We start from the raw sequence: 16595 nt of genomic DNA, 5'->3' as shown, positions 1-16595 counted from the left end.
AAACAAAAAGCATCATGTCCTCACAAATTCCAAGAGGGCGACGGACAAACATATGCCACAAGAATACCGAAAAAAGTGTAGCTAGAAGTGACGCAGTCACTTCCAGCTACATAATTCTAACGGTAATAATGTAGCCAATGTTTCGTCCAAAGCACTCATGAATTAGTGAAGACAAGATTCATTTAAAAGGCGCTTGCGCTTTTCTTACTTGTTTTTTTTCAAGATAAACAGAACACCTTCTATTATAATTCCGATGACAAATCCAAATGAAGTATATATGAACAAGGATAAAATTCCAACTAAGTCGCCCCACCCATCTTTCCCTGAAATAAAGGATCGAAATAGTTCTATAAAACCGAGTAGCAATCCTGCTGTAAATATAAAATATGCAACTTTTAGTTTATAAAATAACAAAGCACCTGTAATTGTCCCAACTAGTACAGAAATGATCGCAAATGCAATGAAATTTCTAATGACTAAATCTTGACCCAACACATATTTAACACCAAGAATAAGTAGGAATAATGATATAATAATAGTGATTCCTGCAATTTTTCCATAATTTTTCTCCAAAATAATCGCCTACTTTCTTATATTTATCATAAAGGAAATAAAGGGATATTCCAATATAGTAAAATTCAAAGGGGATACTAAAATGACAGAGCATTATTTTCATTTAAAAGCAAACTGGCCTGGAAATCGCAATGATATAGGTGAGATTCAAGCTGATAATTTGTATACTAAGGTGTCGATTCCTAAAGAAATGGATGGGCCAGGAATAGGTACTAATCCTGACGAAATGCTCCTAGGTGCTGCTGCTACCTGTTATATTATTACACTTGCTGCAATGATGGAAAGAAGTAACATTTCAAAAGATCAATTAAATATGGAATCCACAGCAGTAGTGGATGTGACAGATGGAGTATTTACATATAAAAAAATCATCCATAGACCAACGATTAAATTGACTAATATTAAGGATATGGCTTTAATGGACAAATTGGTTATAAAAGCAGAAAAAACATGTATGATTAGTAAAGCGTTAAGAGGTAACGTAGAAATTGAACTTGCACCTACTATATTGTTAGCGAATGAATAGTTTCTACCACGTGTTATTTATTGTATACTTAAAATATTCAAATATTTATAAAGTGAGGACACCAATATGACTGGTATGATCGCAGTTATTCTAATTTTTTCAGTCCCGATTATTAAGGTATTAACCAAGCATTTTGAGAACAAAGAACTAATGAAAGGAGAAAGGGTGAAATCCGAACTAGAACTTGAGAAGTTAAAATACGAAAATTTCGTAATTGAAACGGAAAAAATGAAACTCCAACTAGAACAAATGAGACTAGAATCGCCATCTCAAGAAATTAGTAACTTATTGAAATAACAAAACCGCCCAAGAAATTGGGCGGTTATATGTTTATAAAAATTGTCAAAAACACAATGCATATCGCCGAAATACTTGTGGATGATTTAGTTGAAACTGATTAGGAAAAGGATGAGGAAATATGAAGACATTATGGACGGATGGTAATATTTTTACAATGGAAACAGCAGGAGACAAAGTAGAAGCAATTTTAGTAGAGGATGGAAAAGTCATTCAAACGGGCTCTAAAGCGGCATTATTGCCATTTGCAGATAAAGTAAATTCTTTAAATGGTACTGCTATGTATCCGGGTTTTGTTGATAGTCATATTCATCTCATTGGTCATGGTGAAAAGTTAGCATATCTTGATTTATCAATGATTTATTCCATTAAAGAGATAGTGGATAAAGTTGAGGATCGGGTGATAAAAGGAGAATGGTTCGTTGCCGAAGGATGGAATGATAATAAATTAATGGAGGAAAGACCAATTACTCTTTTAGATTTAGATCATTTAAATGAGACACCTATTGTTTTAAAAAGGGTATGTAGACATGTACTAGTAGCTAATTCTAAAGCAATCGAGCTAGCTGGAATAACGAACGAAACTCCTAATCCAATAGGAGGAGTCATCGGAAAAGACAGTGAAGGAAATTTGAATGGATTATTTTATGATGAGGCACAACGGTTAATTACAAGTAAAATACCTGCTGCAACTACAGAGTATTTAGTAGAAGTAATTAAGAAGAGTGTTGCTGATTTACAATCGAAGGGATTAACGGGCGTACATACAGAAGATATGGCATATTATGGACCGTATACAGTACCTTTACAAGCTTATCGAGAGGTCATAGGTCAAAGCTTCCGTACTCATCTATTAAGACATCATGAAGCCTTTGAGAAAATGCAGGGGGAGGAACCGACTGACTTTATTGAATTTGGAGCAATGAAAATATTTGTGGATGGATCCTTAGGGGGACGAACAGCCTTATTGTCGGAAGACTATTCAGATGATATAGGAAATAAAGGTGTTTCTGTTCATGAACCAGAAAAATTAGAACGATTAGTACAAATAGCTAGGAGATATAATGAAACAATTGCCGTACATGTAATTGGAGATAAAGCTACTGAAATCATAATTAGCTTAATCGAGAAGTATCCTGTACCAGCTGGGAAAAAAGATAGATTAATTCATGTAAATGTTTTACGAAAAGATTTAGTGGAAAGAATGAGGAAATTACCTGTTGTACTTGATCTCCAACCAATTTTTGTACCTTCGGATTTTCCATGGGCAATTGAAAGACTAGGAAAAAATCGATTAAAATGGGCATATGCCTGGAAAACCCTACTGGATTACGGTTTTGACTGCTCAGGAGGCTCTGATTCTCCTGTAGAAATGGCGGACCCTCTTATAGGAATGGATGCCGCAGTAAATAATAGATTTCTACCTGACCAGGCTTTAACAGTATTTGAAGCAATATCTTTATTTACATCTGGGAGTGCAAAAGCAATCGGAAAAGAAAAAGAACGTGGAAAAATTGCTCGAGGTTTTGATGCGGATTTCACAGTAGTTGATAGAGAATTAAATGAATCAAGTCTTTTAAAAGCTAATATACTAGAAACGATTGTTGCAGGTAAAACAGTTTATGAGAATAAAAACTTTAGAGAATAGTGAAACGAATTATAATATAATACGTATAAAGTATTAACTTACGGAGAGGAGTATGACACAAATGGAAAACACGGGTTTAAAGGTATTACTACATGCAAGCACATGGTTTGCCCCTTTTTTGGTGCCATTTATCTTATATTTGGTTGTTGACGACGAAGAAATTAAAAAGCTTTCGATTCAAGCAGTTCTATTCCAATTGGTAATCGGTGCTTTGATTTTTATTTCTGCGCTATTAATAATTTTCTTAATCGGTATCCCTATGATTATTATTTTTGGTATAATGGCATTTGTTGTTCCGATTATAGGAATAGTTAAAGCGATTACTGGAAGCACATTTAATTATCCAATTGTAGGTTCTTGGATTAGATAAAAGGGGAATTTTTATGGCTACAAAAATCGGTATTGATGCAGGTGGAACGTTAACGAAAATAGCTTATTGGGATGAAAAAATGGAATTACATTTACTAAACTTTCTTTCATCTAACTTTAAAGCGGTAAAGGATTGGATTGAATCTAATCATTCGTTAGCATCCATTTGCCTTACTGGTGGTCGTGCGGAGCAGTTAAAGAAATATCTGACTTCGCAAAATGATATTCCATATATAGTGGAATTTGACGCTACAATGGCTGGTGTAATGTATCAACTAAAACAAGAAAATATTCATTGCGAAAAAGCAATTATCGCAAATATTGGCACAGGGACGTCTATTCATCTGATGAATGGAGAATCACATCGCCGACTTGGTGGAACTGGAATTGGCGGTGGAACATTAATAGGCTTGGGGCAAGTATTAACTGGGGTAACCAGTTATGAAGAGATGATAAATCTTTCAAAATTAGGAAGTAGAGATTCCATAGACATCTTGGTGAGTGATATTTATAAAAGTAATAAACTGCCGTTAAATGGATCACTTACTGCCAGTAATTTTGGTGGAGTAGCTTTAAAATCAGATGAAAATAAAAGTCATGCAGACTACTTATCTGGTTTACAAGGTATAATTGGTGAGGTTGTCGCTTCTTTATGTATCCAAGCAGCTGATGCCCATAACGTAAATCAGGTTATTTATATTGGTTCAACATTAGAAAATAATGATTTGCTCATGAAAATTATCCAAAGTTATACGAATTTAAAAGAAAAAGAACCTATCTTTTTAGAAAAACATGGGTATAGTGGAGCAATTGGTGCATTATTGGAAAGTATTTAAAATGTTTAAGTAAAACTGTTGCATTAATAATAAATGCATGCTATATTTAAAGAGGATTATTTTTGTTCGGTTAGTTAGTAGGTGGCAACACTTTTACTTAACAGTGTTGAGCAAGGATAGTAACACAATGTATGCACAATCGCATACGAGGAGGAAATACACATGGAACAAGGTAAAGTAAAATGGTTTAACTCAGAAAAAGGATTCGGATTTATCGAACGCGAAGGCGGAGACGACGTATTCGTACATTTCTCAGCTATTCAAAGCGAAGGTTTCAAATCTCTTGACGAAGGTCAAGAAGTAACTTTTGAAATCGAGCAAGGCCAACGTGGTCTTCAAGCTACTAACGTAGTTAAAGCTTAATTTTAAACCTAAACTTTAACAGGCTCTCATTAGAGAGTCTGTTTTTTTGTGTTATGATATGTTATATCATTCGGTAGAGTGGTGATTAAGTTTAAGGAGTTGAAAAAATGAAAAAATGGAAAAAAGAAATACTTATTCATGCACCAATTGAATACGTTTGGTCATTTTTTTATGGTAGTTTAGAAAAAAAGAAAATAATTTTTCCGAAAGTAATTAACGAAGAATTTATCCATCAAACAGAACAGGTAGTTGGCACTATTATTATACAAACATATCAAATTGGTTCTCTAACGGAACAATACGAAATCACAATAAAAAAATACACAGATGAACAAAATTATAAAAAGCTCCAAGAGAATTTTCTGTTAAACAATCGTTTTCGTATGACAATTGACTATGAATTAGAAAGTAAGAATGATACTACTACAAAATTTATATATACATCGATAAATAAACCTAAGAATCCTTTATTATCCATCTTTCAATTGTTCGGTAGCGATGAGGTAGTACAACGTTTTATGGAACGTACAAAAGAGTCGATTGAAGCAGCATATAAAGAAGAATTTCAAAGTGACATTTATTGATTGGATGTAGTTGTCAAGAAGATTAGACACAATTTAAGTGAGAAAAAACTGCCTTTGGATTAAGGTAGTTTTTTTAGTACAGCTTCTCTTGCTAATGCGTGGGCTGCTTTATTTTGATCGTCTGGAATCCATTTTATAAAAAAGAAGTCAAATGAATCGCTTATCTTTAATATTTTTTCTAAAATAGCAGCAAAATCAGAATTTTTTGCATATCTTTTTTCAACTGCTGCACACACTATTTGTGAATCAGTCCTTGCTGATACAATTGATGTTGTTAATTTTTGCACTTCTTCTAGTCCTTTTAGAAGTGCTAAGAATTCTGTAGTGTGATTATCATAAATTCCGATATATTCGCTAATTTTAATATGCTGTCCTTCGCCTTTAATAAATACTCCTATACCACTTGGACCCGGATTTCCTGTTGTTGAACCATCAATATATACTTCAATCATTATAAACCACCTATTTGAATCAATTTCAAAAATCAGATTTAGCTCATAAAACACGATCAATATTAAAGTGAAATATATGGATATGTATAATATTCACTTCATAAAGCAGCATGATTTCCGCTATAGGCGGACGCTTTCCGCGGGGTGGGCGATGAGCCATTACCGCCGCATTCGCGTCGTTTGTAATGGCTCATCTGTCTCACTCATCCCGCTGGAGTCGCCGCCTGTCGCTCCAATCAACAAATTAAGTATTGTTCGTGGTTTAATAATTAAATGCTATTTATGAAATTAACTCATTTATAATTTATTTTATTTATTTTATTTTCATTCTTTAATTCTTAGTTTGAACTAAAAATTGCACTCTTGCAAACAAAATACATGTAGTAGTAAAATCATACTTATTATGGTGAGGAGATTTAATATGAAAAATACTCAATTGATTACTGAAATTGACCATTTATTAGATACCTATTGTGAGGATTGTTTTATAAAAAGTCTTTTACGTAAAGAAAAAGGGAAGTCAGTAGCTCATAATTTCTGCATTTATACATGTACAGTTGGAGAGGAGATTCGAGAAATTGGGGAAAAGCTTCACTCCAAATAAAAAAGACCCACGACCTTTCGTCGCGGGAAGAACTATTCCTAACTATTTTTCAGTACGTTTGCAGCTTGAGGTCCGCGGTTACCTTCCACAATTTCAAAAGAAACTTCTTGTCCTTCTTCCAATGCTCGGTATCCATCTCCTTGAATACCGGTAAAATGGACGAATACATCTTCTCCATCATTGTATTCGATAAACCCATAGCCTTTTTCATTATTAAACCACTTTACTTTCCCCTGTTGCATAAACGTTCCTCCCTCAATCCACTAAATATTCGGATAATGGATAGTTAAATCATACATTAAATGACAGTAATCGTCAATAATGTGTCGAATATCATTTATATTTTCTGTTATCACTAAAAATGCATTTTCCTATATAAGTATTCCCATAAATTCAAAAACAAAATCAATTTATTTTGAGAAAAGGATACATTTAGCATCTTTAAGGTTGTTCACCAATCAATTAGCGGTCTTTTTCTATGATATTGTATATAATGAAAAAGATGAATCCGTTTAAGGAGATAGATAGTATGAATACAATAGAGCAATGCGAACAATTGGTAATAGAAGTGTACAAGCATTTTGATGCAAGTCACGACTTTCAACATATTGAGAGAGTGAGAAAAAATGCATTAGAAATATTAGAAGCGGTGGATAATGCTGATAAAGAAGTTGTGGAACTTGCTGTTCTACTTCATGATGTAAGTGATCCAAAATATGCAATAGAACAAACAAAGTCTGAACAAACACGTATAATCCAACAGTTGAAGCTACCTCAATCAAAAGTAAATCATATAAACGATGTGATAAAATCAGTGTCTTTTAATGGTGGAAATGAAGAAGAACCTAAAACAATCGAAGCAAAAATTGTTCGAGATGCAGATCGTCTTGACGCAATCGGAGCAGTTGGAATAGCACGTACATTTGCATATGGAGGGGCAAAAGGTAGAAAACTGTATGAGGTAAGTGAAACCCCTCGGGCAAAAATGACTGTGGAAGAGTACCGTTCAAAAGATACAGCCTCTGTTACGCACTTCTATGAAAAACTATTACTACTTTCAAATGGTATGATGACTGAAAAAGGAAAAGCACTTGCAAAAGAAAGGCATGCATTTATGGAACTTTTTTTACAAAACTTACGAAAAGAAACTGGGGAATTAATATGAGTCATTTAATTATTTCAAATTTAACGAAAACAGTTGGAGAAAAAACGCTGTTTGATAATATTTCATTTACAATCAATAATCAAAACAGAGCGGGTTTAATAGGTATCAATGGTACAGGAAAATCAACTTTTCTTTCCATTATTGCTGAGCAGCTCGAAGCTGACTCAATTGACCGTGATCATCCAAACAAATATCGAATTGCCTATTTAGAACAACAACCGACTTTTGAGAAAGAAGAGACTGTTCTTCAAGCGGTATTTAGTGGAGATTCTCCGATTTTAAAGATAAATAGAGAATATGAAGAAGCATTATTAGCATTAATGGAGGATTCCAATTCAACTGAATTACAAGATAAGTTGATGAACCTACAATCACAAATGGATGACTTACAAGCTTGGGACGTAAATGCACTTGCAAAAACAGCTTTAACGAAATTAGGTATCACCCAATTTGAAGACTCTGTCTTACATTTATCTGGTGGCCAACAAAAAAGGGTTGCCCTTGCAAAGGTGTTAATTGAACCTGCCGATTTACTTCTATTAGATGAACCTACTAACCACTTAGACAAAGAGTCTACAGATTGGTTACAGGAAATGTTACAACGTGTAGAGGGAGCCATCATCTTCGTTACACATGACCGCTACTTTTTGGATGCAGTCGCTACACATATTTATGAACTTGCGGATAAAACACTTTATACCCATTCTGGAAATTACGCAGATTATTTAGAGTCAAAAGCAATTCGCGAAGAAATGAATGCATCTTCTCAACAAAAATTACAAAACTTGTTTCGAAATGAATTGAAATGGATACGTAGAGGGGCGAAAGCAAGATCTACAAAACAGAAAGCCCGAAAAGATCGTTTTGAAGAAATCGATTCTAAAATTGATCGTAATAATTCCAATCAGAACTTGGAAATGGAACTAGCTACCACTCGACTAGGTAAGCAAGTGCTTGAAGGTAAATCAATTTCTAAAGGGTTTGGAACGAAAAAAATAGTAAATGATTTCAATTTCCTTTTACAAGCTGGCGATCGAATTGGTATTGTAGGTCCTAATGGAGTAGGGAAAAGTACGATACTAAAAATGCTAGCAGGAGAACTTGATATGGATTCTGGTGAAATTATTGTTGGTTCAACAGTAAAGCTCATGCATTTTACACAACAGTTACCTGATATGAATGAGCAAACTAGAATGATTGAATATGTCCGTGAATCTTCTAATCTAATTGAAACAGGTTCTGGAGAGAAATTTTCTGCAGCTCAAATGTTAGAACGCTTTTTATTCCCTTTGAATACTCATGGAACACAAATAGGTAAATTATCTGGTGGTGAGAAAAAACGACTTGTTTTATTAAAAATGCTTATGGAACAGCCGAATGTCTTGTTACTTGATGAACCAACAAATGACTTAGATATTCAAACATTATCGGTTCTAGAAGACTTCATGGAAACTTTTCCTGGTGTCATTATTACTATTTCCCATGATCGCTTTTTCTTAGATCGTATAGCGAAAAAGCTTTGGGTGTTAAATGGTGATGGATCTGTAAAAGAATGGCTAGGTATATACTCGGATTATCTAGAGGAGCAAAAGATAAGCCCATCAAAAGTAGATGATTTAAAAGTAGAAGAAATCCAAGTAAAACCAGTAAAAGAAAAGAAAAAACTCTCTTATAAAGAACAACGTGAGTGGGAAACGATTGGTGATCATATAGATAAAACAGAACTCCGTATTAATGAATTAGAAGAAAAGTTATCTAAAGTAGGTTCCGATTTTACTTTACTTCAAGAGCTAACTGCACAATTAGATATAGAAAATGAAAAATATGAGCAATTAATCGAACGCTGGTCGTATTTAGAAGAAATTACTTCATTTTAATAATTGATTTTTCTGGAGGGGATAACGATGAAAATCGTAACAATTGAGCCAACACCTAGTCCAAATACAATGAAAATAATTATAGATGTAGAGCTTCCTTTTGGCAAAAGTCATAATTATAAAAAAGATAACTTGGAAGGTGCTCCTAATGAAATAAAAGACATTTTAGGAATAGAAGGTGTAAAAGGGGTATATCATGTAGCAGACTTTTTAGCAATTGAGCGAAATGCTAAGTTTTCATGGGAATCCATTTTAGCTTCAGTAGAAAATGTTTTCGGGGCAAAAAATGATGGAGTTTTGAATGAAAAACCTGTAGATCATTATGGAGAAGTATTTGTTCATGTTCAGCAGTATAAGGGAATTCCTCTTCAAGTAAAGGTTTTTGACAGTGAATCAGAGTCGAGATATGGATTATCCGAGCGATTTATTAATGCTTTAGACGTTGCAATGGAAGGTGACAAAGAAAACTATTTACTGCTTCGTAAGTGGGTAGATTTTGGTGTTCGCTATGGAGACCAAAAAGAAATAGGGGAACAATTAGTAAAAGAGCTGGAAGCAACATTTCCAGAAAGTAAACTAAATAAATTAATAGAGGATAGAGACATTTCCACAGAAGATAAATCACCAATTCGCGTCCCTTTTAAACTAGAACAATTTATGGTTAGTGATTGGGAAGAAAGATTTCAATTACTGAATAATTTAATTAATCCAGAAATGGAAGACTTACCGATTTTAGCAAAAGCAGTTCAAGATGAGCAAGTGTCTATACGTCGTCTTGCGACTGTCTATTTAGGATTAATAGAAGACGAGGCAGTTGTTCCTTTGTTAGAAATTGCTTTAAAGGATAAAAGTGCTGCCGTTAGAAGAACTGCTGGAGATGCCATGAGTGATCTTGGGTTTGCCCAATTTGCCCAAGCGATGAAAGTTGCTCTCTTTGATAAAAACAAGCTTGTCCGTTGGCGAGCTGCTATGTATTTCTATGAAGTTGGAACAACAGATGCTCTGCATATATTAAAAGAAGCAATGAATGATAAAGAATATGAAGTTAAATTACAAGTTCGAATGGCCATCGCTCGAATTGAAGATGGTGAAGAAGCAAAAGGTTCTGTCTGGAAGCAAATGAACGAAGCTAGAAAATAATAGGTAAAAGTAAACAATGGATTAACGAGGCGGTTTTTGTGGATTGTGAAGTGACTGAGTCACCTCGCAATCCATTTTTTTCTTATACTTACGGAAAAGCTAAATAAGAGAGGATAGCATTTATCGATAAGTAGGTGAAATACTGCGGGATTGGTGTAAAGAGGCATATATTGTTAATAGAGTGGTAGAATACACAAACATGGCATTTGTTTTTGTAAAATTGAATGATGAACAAAATGAGCAAGGAGAAGAATATAATAAATATGTAGAGAGGTGGGTTATAAATGAATCATGTTAATCAATTGAATCAATTGAATCAATTGAATCAATTGAATCAAACGAATCAAACGAATCAAAAGAGTCAAACGGGTCAAACCAGTCAAACTTTAAGAATTGAAACCAAGGACATATTTATTGGAACACTTTTTTCGGTTGGAGGAACTATGTTAATTCTAATTGGTGCGTTGATTGCGTCAGTTGTAGCTTATAGGGCCTACCAAAGATCTAGCAATGTAGACGTGGTAGAACTGGTATAAAAAGTGATAACTAAATAACAACCATTTTCTCCGACTCTTCGCTGTATTATTTCTCTTAGAGCAGTTGCCATTTGCTCTAATCATTAATCCCGGAGAAAGAATAGGCTTAGTCTTATCCATGAACTGGTACTTACCATGACTCATTCGTAATACAATATGAAACAGAGGAAAAAGAAAATGTCTACCGATAAAGAAGGATAGAGCTTCCGAACAACGGATTCTTTATAGCGATTAAGCTAGTCCCTAGTTTATGGCTCTATCTCAACAAAGCATACGATAAATCACTGGAAGAATTCGCAATGGATAAGAAAATGAAATCCAAGCGAAAGTACGAGATAGATAAACTTCGAGCCAAAAGGAAAGGGGAAGACTTTTTCTCACCTCTTCGCCTTCAAAAGATGCAAAATGCCTGGAATGCATAACACTAGAAATAATTGGTAACATATTGGCAAGCCGTATGCCTAAATAGAGCACGTGCGGTTTGAAATGGGGGAAGCCATGAGAATGGTTTCTCTACTTTATTTTTACATAATTTGATTTCTGTGATATTGAAGTATTGCGTAATGGTTCTCAAGTAGGTATCTAGTGTAGTATTCTTAATAATATATCCTGTAGAGGTGGTATTAACATGAAATTCTTAAAAGTACTTTTAACATTAATCGTAATTGTTGTATTAATAGGGTTAGCGGCATACTATTTTGTACCCAAAATAGTTGCTGATCAAGTAATGGATAAGGTGGCTGTCGAACTACAAAATAGCGGCCAACTAAAAAATATTAAAGAAGAGATCAATAATGATCCTCAATTACAAGCATTTATTGAGGAAGGGAAAAATATAGATAGTAGTAAGCTTCCTTTTCAAACGAAAGAAGAAGCGACTAGAGTATTAATGAAAAAGTTTAATCTAAGTGAAATAAAAGAAATCCAATCAAAAACACAAAATGGAATGACAGCTGAAGAGAAACAAGAAATTTTCAATAAGCTCCAAAATAAACTAACAGATGAAGAAATGTTAGCCCTAAAAGTTCTAGCTTATAAGGAATTATCAAAATAATCTTGTGTATAAGTAGAAAAACGTGAAAAAATATGAAAATGCAAGTAGAATGTATTATAGAAATCCCTTTAAATAAAGGGATAATGAACATAAACGAAAGTGGGAGAAACCATGAACGCGTACGATGAGTATATGCCTTCATTATTTCTCAAACCCTTGATATCTCAACGTTTTAGAGTGAATAAATGTTAGCAAATGAAGAAAAAATAACATTTTGCTAACATTTATTTTATTTTTATCTTTTTTTCATCAAATAACTAAACTTATCATGCATTTTCTTCATCGCATTTTCTCGCATTCCCTTAGTAACATGTAAATAGATGTCAGTAGTTGTTCTCGAATCTTTATGACCTACTCTGTCCATTATATAACTTAATTCAGCACCAGCTTCCGCAAGTAAACTAATATGTGTATGACGAAGCATATAAGTATGGAGACTTTTGGGAATTGTTGTTTTCAGACCAATTCTGTAAACCGTTTGCCGTAAATATTTTACCGTTGGAGGATGGCCATCCCTAACGTTCCCCTTATTGATATACCATACTGAGAGGGGAAACAACAATGAATATCAAATTAAACACGATTTATAATATGGACTGCTTAGAGGACATGAAGCACATTCCGGAGAAGTCTAAAGGGAACATATATGCCTAATTGGTTTGAAGGTGTTCTTAAAGTAAGATGTAAAAAAGAAGAGATTAGTAAGTTTGTATTTGAAGCATTGCAGATGTTCTAGTGAGGGCAAATCTTCCGGAATATTGTTTGGTTCATAACAGATTTAAACCAGCAGTTTCTTATTAAACAAAAGGTTGAGTTTGTAATTTAAAATATAATAGCGCCTGAAAGTAAACAAGCGCTATTAAACTGGGAAATTAACCCCTATCTAAGCATGGTTTAAATGTTCCAGGACCACAATTTTGATCAGGGGTAACTGGTGAAGCCAAAGCGGATGTTGTAAGACCAAAAAGAAGAATAAATGCACTTAGACTCGAAAAAATTTTTTTCTTCATTTTTTTCACCACCTTTCAAACATGTTTAAAGTATATCAATCGATTTCACAAGACTCAATTTTTATTATTCGTAAAATTACGACAATATTCTACAGATAATTGAGAAATACAAGAGTAAAAATGTTAATTAAGGAGGATTTCAATGAAAAAATTCGACGGTGTAACGGATACATTAAGATAAATAATAAGAATGTCTTCCCATCTGGGTATTATCTATTAGATTTACTTTGCTTTTATATCTTAGTTCGACACATAATACGTCTTAAATTATTTTAATAGTTTATTAATGTAGTAAAACCTGAGAAGTAACAAATAATTAAAAGCTAATTACAAAGAAAAAATGCCATCTCACATCTAAAAATAGATGAGAAAACAGCATTTTGTTGTAATAATTATTTATTTTAATAGTTTATTTATGACTAGGAGCTAAGTAAGCCTCCTAAGCCATAAATAAATTCACTTATTTACTTAATCACTTATTTCTTTTTACTTTTTTAAACAAATTGATGATCTTTCTCTCAACAAAATCTAAAAGAAAAACAAACAACCCTGCACTGACTCCCATTAAGAAATTATATAAGATAACCTTTGTATTAATCACCTCATCAAATTTTTGAAAGGTGAATTTATTCAATGGCTTAGCCTATGGCCTTTGGCTTAACACTAGTATATGAGATAACACCAATATAGATGCAAGATACAAATAAAAAGACAGGACTCCTCCTGTCTCGCTCAAATCAATAATAACACATTGGAGGGGACTTGGTGAATATGGAAAATTTAGAAATAGACACTAATACAATGCTGCTAACAGTCGATATAATGAATATACCTACCAGTTGTGTGATCGTGATCTGTGATGGAAAGGCAAAACTCAGAGAGCTTCCTCCGCATGGGGAGTATAAGATTGTTACGCATCAGGGAAAAGTTAAGCGGATGCGGAGGGAAGAAGGGGAAGAGTTTTGAAAAGGAGAGATAATTTTTATTTCTATTTTAGTATTTTCTCTTTAATATTTAGTTTTATATTAATCTACTATTTTTATGAAAAAGAATTTTGTTTGTCAGATTTTTTGGATGTTAAAACAATACTTACTGTTTTAGGAACATTGTTTGGGGCTTTTTTCGGAGCCAAGATAGCGGGAAGAAATGCAACAAATATTGCAAAACTTCAAATCGAACAACAATATAACAAGGAACAGCAAGAAAATCATAAAAATAAGATCAAATATTTATTTAAAATATTTACTAAGTTGAAAATTGGTCTTGAAGCATCTAGAAGTTTTAAAAAACAATTTGAATACTATTTTAGTAATAAATTGTCTTTTTCAGAGGTAATACTAAATTCATCAGTGGAAGAAATTAAAGAAATTGAATATATACTTAAGAATGCTGAATCAATTTTTTTGGATATAAATGAAATTGGAGATATTCATAATCTCTATGTTAGTTTAAACACTATACAAAAATTGTCTATATTAGGCGTTAATTTGATTAATTATGATCGTAATCTATTGAGTGGAAGTATTACAGGAGATACCATATTACATCAAAGTAATATAAAAAAGGAATACGACGCTATTATATTTAATTTTGATAAGAGCTTATTATTATACGAAAAATTATTTTCTGAGTTTGACGAAAAATAAGAAACACCAGCCAACTGGAGGACAACAAACGATTACAGTAACTACTGAGTCATTTGTTGTCTTTTTTTATAATAAATAGCAAAATAATGATGGAAATACTAACCTCTTAATAGGTATAATGGAACTAGGTAATTATGTGTAAATGTACTTGTTCTATAGAAGTGGAGAAATATTAATTCATGAGTATGCTTTTCAAAAATATGTTTAAGGGAATTGTATTACCGATTATTGTGATAATGATTGCTTCATTATTAAGGATTACTGGTTTGGCTTTAGAAATAATAGTTATTGCGGCATTTTTAGTATTTTTTATTTTTTTATTAACATTATTATTTCCGACTGAACCAAAGAAAAATAGGTTTAAGAAAAATATATCTTTATATCAATGGATGGACGATTTGACGGATTTTGATGAATACCTAATGTATTCTTTAAAAAATTATAATATAAAATACAGTACTATTGATAACTTAACACATATTAAGAACATGATTATGAAGATTACAAATAAAAAGATATCTACACTAAAAATGTATAGAGCTTTTTATGATCAACAATTAAAAGAATCTGGAGAAAATGTTTACTTAAAAACTATAATTGTTTCACTAATTCCAATTGTAACCCTAATATTTAGTGATTCTATTTTTGAAATTAATCAATTCTCGACACGATTAATGTTGTTGATTTTCATTTTTGTTACTATTGCAGCAATAGGGATGAAATTTGGAAGTAACAAAAAAAGAACTGGTCTTATTATAGCTATAATTTCTTTATGTATTGAAGAAATAGAAGAAGAAACAGGCAAGAAGGCAAGATGAAGCTGATACAGAGGGAAGTGGGAGAAGAGTTTTGAGATACTCAGTAAATTATATGAAAAATGAATTTGGGAAGATGGTAAAAAAGGTAGCAATAATAGATGGACCTGAGTTAAAAAAAGATGAGTCGAATTTATTAGAAGTCGAAAAACAGATAGATGAAATCATGTATAAAGAATATGGTAGGAATATCAAAGTAATAAGTATGAGGGAATTGTAAATAAAAGCCAAATAAGTCTGCCCCAGCCAACTGGAGGACAACTTTTGATTACAGCGATCGCTGTGTCATTTGTTGTCCTCTTTTTTATTTTATCTAAGGGAGAGATGGGAATGAGAACGATTCAAACGGAGCTAATTGAAAAAGGGCTAAAACAGGCTATTAGGGGTGAGTTAGTCAATCCGAATACGAAGAACAAGCAAAAAGCAAAAAGAAAGCTATTCTCGTAGGGAAATTGAAGAATTAATGGGGTGCAATCGAGATACCTACAAAAGAGTACGTGGTGCAGTCAAAAGACGATAGGGGGATTCATCATGGATAACTGGGCAGATAGATTAATACATGAATATAGCGAGGGTAAAAAGGAATTGAATGCATTGAAAGAAAAGTCGATAGATGCTCTTGATATTAAACAGATCAACAGCATGGTAGATAGCATGTCCTACTCTATCGAATGGATGACCACAGGACGACAACCGGGTACATATAGAGAAGTAGATAAAAAAGGTATCTATCAACGTCAATTTATCCAATCTATAGAATGTATACCAGACATAACTGAGCAACTTGAAACAGAACCAAAGCAACTGTATATGACAAGAGAAGAAAAAATCATTCTTGCGGATATACTGGCGGCTTTATCTCATCGGGAAAGGTATTGCTATATTATGTATGTCTCACAAGGGCTAAGCATGAGTAAGATTGCTGAAGAAATAGGACTTAGTAAAGGGACAGTTCAAATGTATATAAAAAGAGCGAAAGAAAAGGTAAGAGAAAGAGTTGCATAAAATGCTTTGTCTTACGATTGTCTTACGATTTAATTATTAATGAGGGGGAGAAAAAGAGGGGCTGCGTTCGAGTAGCGCATTCTTCTTTCTATCCC

At 33.1% G+C, this 16595-nt stretch carries 24 protein-coding genes; 19 read left to right on the top strand and 5 right to left on the bottom strand.

Annotated elements, in window-relative coordinates:
* Positions 1 to 204: 204 nt before the first annotated feature.
* On the bottom strand, positions 205 to 573 hold the full coding sequence (locus ACTSKG_RS04490) for a hypothetical protein (RefSeq protein ID WP_464756951.1): 369 nt from the start codon (positions 571 to 573) through the stop codon (positions 205 to 207).
* An 82-nt stretch (positions 574 to 655) separates the two neighbouring features.
* Between ACTSKG_RS04490 and ACTSKG_RS04485 the strand changes: the two genes are divergently transcribed.
* The 7 genes from ACTSKG_RS04485 (at position 656) to ACTSKG_RS04455 (ending at position 5196) form a co-directional block, all read left to right on the top strand.
* Positions 656 to 1099 (top strand): OsmC family protein, encoded by a 444-nt coding sequence (locus tag ACTSKG_RS04485; protein WP_464756949.1) that lies wholly within the window; start codon positions 656 to 658, stop codon positions 1097 to 1099.
* Between the two features lie 66 nt (positions 1100 to 1165).
* Complete coding sequence (locus ACTSKG_RS04480) at positions 1166 to 1396, top strand: hypothetical protein (protein ID WP_464756948.1); 231 nt, start codon at positions 1166 to 1168, stop codon at positions 1394 to 1396.
* A gap of 121 nt (positions 1397 to 1517) precedes the next feature.
* A complete protein-coding gene (locus tag ACTSKG_RS04475) occupies positions 1518 to 3044 on the top strand; it encodes an amidohydrolase (RefSeq protein ID WP_464756947.1) in 1527 nt (508 codons plus the stop codon).
* Positions 3045 to 3105: 61 nt separating this feature from the next.
* On the top strand, positions 3106 to 3414 hold the full coding sequence (locus tag ACTSKG_RS04470; RefSeq protein ID WP_464756946.1) for a magnetosome magnetite crystal formation protein family: 309 nt from the start codon (positions 3106 to 3108) through the stop codon (positions 3412 to 3414).
* Positions 3415 to 3427: 13 nt separating this feature from the next.
* Entirely contained in the window at positions 3428 to 4249 is an 822-nt protein-coding gene (gene coaW, locus ACTSKG_RS04465) for a type II pantothenate kinase (RefSeq protein WP_464756945.1), read from the top strand.
* Positions 4250 to 4411: 162 nt separating this feature from the next.
* On the top strand, positions 4412 to 4612 hold the full coding sequence (locus ACTSKG_RS04460; protein WP_053589685.1) for a cold-shock protein: 201 nt from the start codon (positions 4412 to 4414) through the stop codon (positions 4610 to 4612).
* 107 nt (positions 4613 to 4719) lie between these two features.
* The gene (locus ACTSKG_RS04455; RefSeq protein ID WP_464756944.1) at positions 4720 to 5196 is read left to right on the top strand and encodes an SRPBCC family protein; all 477 of its coding nucleotides are present in this window, start codon (positions 4720 to 4722) and stop codon (positions 5194 to 5196) included.
* 59 nt (positions 5197 to 5255) lie between these two features.
* Here ACTSKG_RS04455 and ACTSKG_RS04450 read toward each other — a convergent pair whose 3' ends face one another.
* Positions 5256 to 5648, bottom strand: coding sequence for a reverse transcriptase-like protein (locus ACTSKG_RS04450; protein ID WP_464756942.1), 393 nt, complete (start codon positions 5646 to 5648; stop codon positions 5256 to 5258).
* Positions 5649 to 6069: 421 nt separating this feature from the next.
* Between ACTSKG_RS04450 and ACTSKG_RS04445 the strand changes: the two genes are divergently transcribed.
* A complete protein-coding gene (locus ACTSKG_RS04445; RefSeq protein ID WP_464756941.1) occupies positions 6070 to 6252 on the top strand; it encodes a zinc-finger domain-containing protein in 183 nt (60 codons plus the stop codon).
* Between the two features lie 38 nt (positions 6253 to 6290).
* Here the strand turns inward: ACTSKG_RS04445 and cspD are convergent, their stop codons facing one another.
* Positions 6291 to 6494: a cold-shock protein CspD gene (gene cspD / locus ACTSKG_RS04440; protein ID WP_387580464.1), complete on the bottom strand. Its 204-nt coding sequence runs from the start codon at positions 6492 to 6494 to the stop codon at positions 6291 to 6293.
* Between the two features lie 287 nt (positions 6495 to 6781).
* Between cspD and ACTSKG_RS04435 the strand changes: the two genes are divergently transcribed.
* The 5 genes from ACTSKG_RS04435 (at position 6782) to ACTSKG_RS04415 (ending at position 12024) form a co-directional block, all read left to right on the top strand.
* Positions 6782 to 7417 carry an HD domain-containing protein gene (locus ACTSKG_RS04435; RefSeq protein ID WP_464756940.1) on the top strand — a complete coding sequence of 212 codons (636 nt, stop codon included), beginning with the start codon at positions 6782 to 6784 and terminating at the stop codon, positions 7415 to 7417.
* Positions 7414 to 9294, top strand: a complete 1881-nt coding sequence (locus ACTSKG_RS04430) for an ABC-F family ATP-binding cassette domain-containing protein (protein ID WP_464756939.1) — start codon at positions 7414 to 7416, stop codon at positions 9292 to 9294. Before ACTSKG_RS04435 ends, ACTSKG_RS04430 begins: the two co-directional genes overlap by 4 nt.
* 27 nt (positions 9295 to 9321) lie before the next feature.
* Positions 9322 to 10434 carry a conserved virulence factor C family protein gene (locus ACTSKG_RS04425; RefSeq protein WP_464756938.1) on the top strand — a complete coding sequence of 371 codons (1113 nt, stop codon included), beginning with the start codon at positions 9322 to 9324 and terminating at the stop codon, positions 10432 to 10434.
* Positions 10435 to 10718: 284 nt separating this feature from the next.
* Positions 10719 to 10970 (top strand): hypothetical protein, encoded by a 252-nt coding sequence (locus tag ACTSKG_RS04420; protein WP_464756937.1) that lies wholly within the window; start codon positions 10719 to 10721, stop codon positions 10968 to 10970.
* A 628-nt stretch (positions 10971 to 11598) separates the two neighbouring features.
* Positions 11599 to 12024 (top strand): hypothetical protein, encoded by a 426-nt coding sequence (locus ACTSKG_RS04415; RefSeq protein WP_464756936.1) that lies wholly within the window; start codon positions 11599 to 11601, stop codon positions 12022 to 12024.
* Positions 12025 to 12259: 235 nt separating this feature from the next.
* Here the strand turns inward: ACTSKG_RS04415 and ACTSKG_RS04410 are convergent, their stop codons facing one another.
* Positions 12260 to 12583 carry a tyrosine-type recombinase/integrase gene (locus tag ACTSKG_RS04410; RefSeq protein ID WP_464757970.1) on the bottom strand — a complete coding sequence of 108 codons (324 nt, stop codon included), beginning with the start codon at positions 12581 to 12583 and terminating at the stop codon, positions 12260 to 12262.
* Between the two features lie 313 nt (positions 12584 to 12896).
* Positions 12897 to 13034, bottom strand: coding sequence for a hypothetical protein (locus tag ACTSKG_RS04405; protein WP_464756935.1), 138 nt, complete (start codon positions 13032 to 13034; stop codon positions 12897 to 12899).
* Between the two features lie 771 nt (positions 13035 to 13805).
* On the opposite strand from ACTSKG_RS04405, the gene ACTSKG_RS04400 reads away from it, so the two are divergent.
* The 6 genes from ACTSKG_RS04400 to ACTSKG_RS04375 all read left to right on the top strand — a co-directional run bounded on the left by ACTSKG_RS04400 (position 13806) and on the right by ACTSKG_RS04375 (position 16500).
* On the top strand, positions 13806 to 14000 hold the full coding sequence (locus tag ACTSKG_RS04400; RefSeq protein WP_464756934.1) for an XtrA/YqaO family protein: 195 nt from the start codon (positions 13806 to 13808) through the stop codon (positions 13998 to 14000).
* Positions 13997 to 14680, top strand: a complete 684-nt coding sequence (locus ACTSKG_RS04395; protein ID WP_464756933.1) for a hypothetical protein — start codon at positions 13997 to 13999, stop codon at positions 14678 to 14680. Before ACTSKG_RS04400 ends, ACTSKG_RS04395 begins: the two co-directional genes overlap by 4 nt.
* Positions 14681 to 14859: 179 nt before the next feature.
* Positions 14860 to 15498, top strand: a complete 639-nt coding sequence (locus tag ACTSKG_RS04390) for a hypothetical protein (protein WP_464756932.1) — start codon at positions 14860 to 14862, stop codon at positions 15496 to 15498.
* Between the two features lie 31 nt (positions 15499 to 15529).
* Positions 15530 to 15715 (top strand): hypothetical protein, encoded by a 186-nt coding sequence (locus ACTSKG_RS04385; RefSeq protein WP_464756931.1) that lies wholly within the window; start codon positions 15530 to 15532, stop codon positions 15713 to 15715.
* A 44-nt stretch (positions 15716 to 15759) separates the two neighbouring features.
* Positions 15760 to 15942 carry a hypothetical protein gene (locus ACTSKG_RS04380; RefSeq protein WP_464756930.1) on the top strand — a complete coding sequence of 61 codons (183 nt, stop codon included), beginning with the start codon at positions 15760 to 15762 and terminating at the stop codon, positions 15940 to 15942.
* Between the two features lie 84 nt (positions 15943 to 16026).
* Positions 16027 to 16500 (top strand): sigma-70 family RNA polymerase sigma factor, encoded by a 474-nt coding sequence (locus ACTSKG_RS04375; protein WP_464756928.1) that lies wholly within the window; start codon positions 16027 to 16029, stop codon positions 16498 to 16500.
* The last annotated feature ends 95 nt before the right edge of the window (positions 16501 to 16595 follow it).

The organism is Psychrobacillus syltrankelensis (assembly GCF_055454035.1).
This window is presented reverse-complemented; position numbering and strand designations above follow the sequence as displayed.

Bases quoted from the DNA above. Each gene is read 5' to 3' on its own strand.
- ACTSKG_RS04485 (WP_464756949.1), top strand. From the start codon at position 656: ATGACAGAGCATTATTTTCATTTAAAAGCAAACTGGCCTGGAAATCGC.
- ACTSKG_RS04480 (WP_464756948.1), top strand. From the start codon at position 1,166: ATGACTGGTATGATCGCAGTTATTCTAATTTTTTCAGTCCCGATTATT.
- ACTSKG_RS04475 (WP_464756947.1), top strand. From the start codon at position 1,518: ATGAAGACATTATGGACGGATGGTAATATTTTTACAATGGAAACAGCA.
- ACTSKG_RS04470 (WP_464756946.1), top strand. From the start codon at position 3,106: ATGGAAAACACGGGTTTAAAGGTATTACTACATGCAAGCACATGGTTT.
- coaW (WP_464756945.1), top strand. From the start codon at position 3,428: ATGGCTACAAAAATCGGTATTGATGCAGGTGGAACGTTAACGAAAATA.
- ACTSKG_RS04460 (WP_053589685.1), top strand. From the start codon at position 4,412: ATGGAACAAGGTAAAGTAAAATGGTTTAACTCAGAAAAAGGATTCGGA.
- ACTSKG_RS04455 (WP_464756944.1), top strand. From the start codon at position 4,720: ATGAAAAAATGGAAAAAAGAAATACTTATTCATGCACCAATTGAATAC.
- ACTSKG_RS04450 (WP_464756942.1), bottom strand. From the start codon at position 5,648: ATGATTGAAGTATATATTGATGGTTCAACAACAGGAAATCCGGGTCCA.
- ACTSKG_RS04445 (WP_464756941.1), top strand. From the start codon at position 6,070: ATGAAAAATACTCAATTGATTACTGAAATTGACCATTTATTAGATACC.
- cspD (WP_387580464.1), bottom strand. From the start codon at position 6,494: ATGCAACAGGGGAAAGTAAAGTGGTTTAATAATGAAAAAGGCTATGGG.
- ACTSKG_RS04435 (WP_464756940.1), top strand. From the start codon at position 6,782: ATGAATACAATAGAGCAATGCGAACAATTGGTAATAGAAGTGTACAAG.
- ACTSKG_RS04430 (WP_464756939.1), top strand. From the start codon at position 7,414: ATGAGTCATTTAATTATTTCAAATTTAACGAAAACAGTTGGAGAAAAA.
- ACTSKG_RS04425 (WP_464756938.1), top strand. From the start codon at position 9,322: ATGAAAATCGTAACAATTGAGCCAACACCTAGTCCAAATACAATGAAA.
- ACTSKG_RS04420 (WP_464756937.1), top strand. From the start codon at position 10,719: ATGAATCATGTTAATCAATTGAATCAATTGAATCAATTGAATCAATTG.
- ACTSKG_RS04415 (WP_464756936.1), top strand. From the start codon at position 11,599: ATGAAATTCTTAAAAGTACTTTTAACATTAATCGTAATTGTTGTATTA.
- ACTSKG_RS04405 (WP_464756935.1), bottom strand. From the start codon at position 13,034: ATGAAGAAAAAAATTTTTTCGAGTCTAAGTGCATTTATTCTTCTTTTT.
- ACTSKG_RS04400 (WP_464756934.1), top strand. From the start codon at position 13,806: ATGGAAAATTTAGAAATAGACACTAATACAATGCTGCTAACAGTCGAT.
- ACTSKG_RS04390 (WP_464756932.1), top strand. From the start codon at position 14,860: ATGAGTATGCTTTTCAAAAATATGTTTAAGGGAATTGTATTACCGATT.
- ACTSKG_RS04375 (WP_464756928.1), top strand. From the start codon at position 16,027: ATGGATAACTGGGCAGATAGATTAATACATGAATATAGCGAGGGTAAA.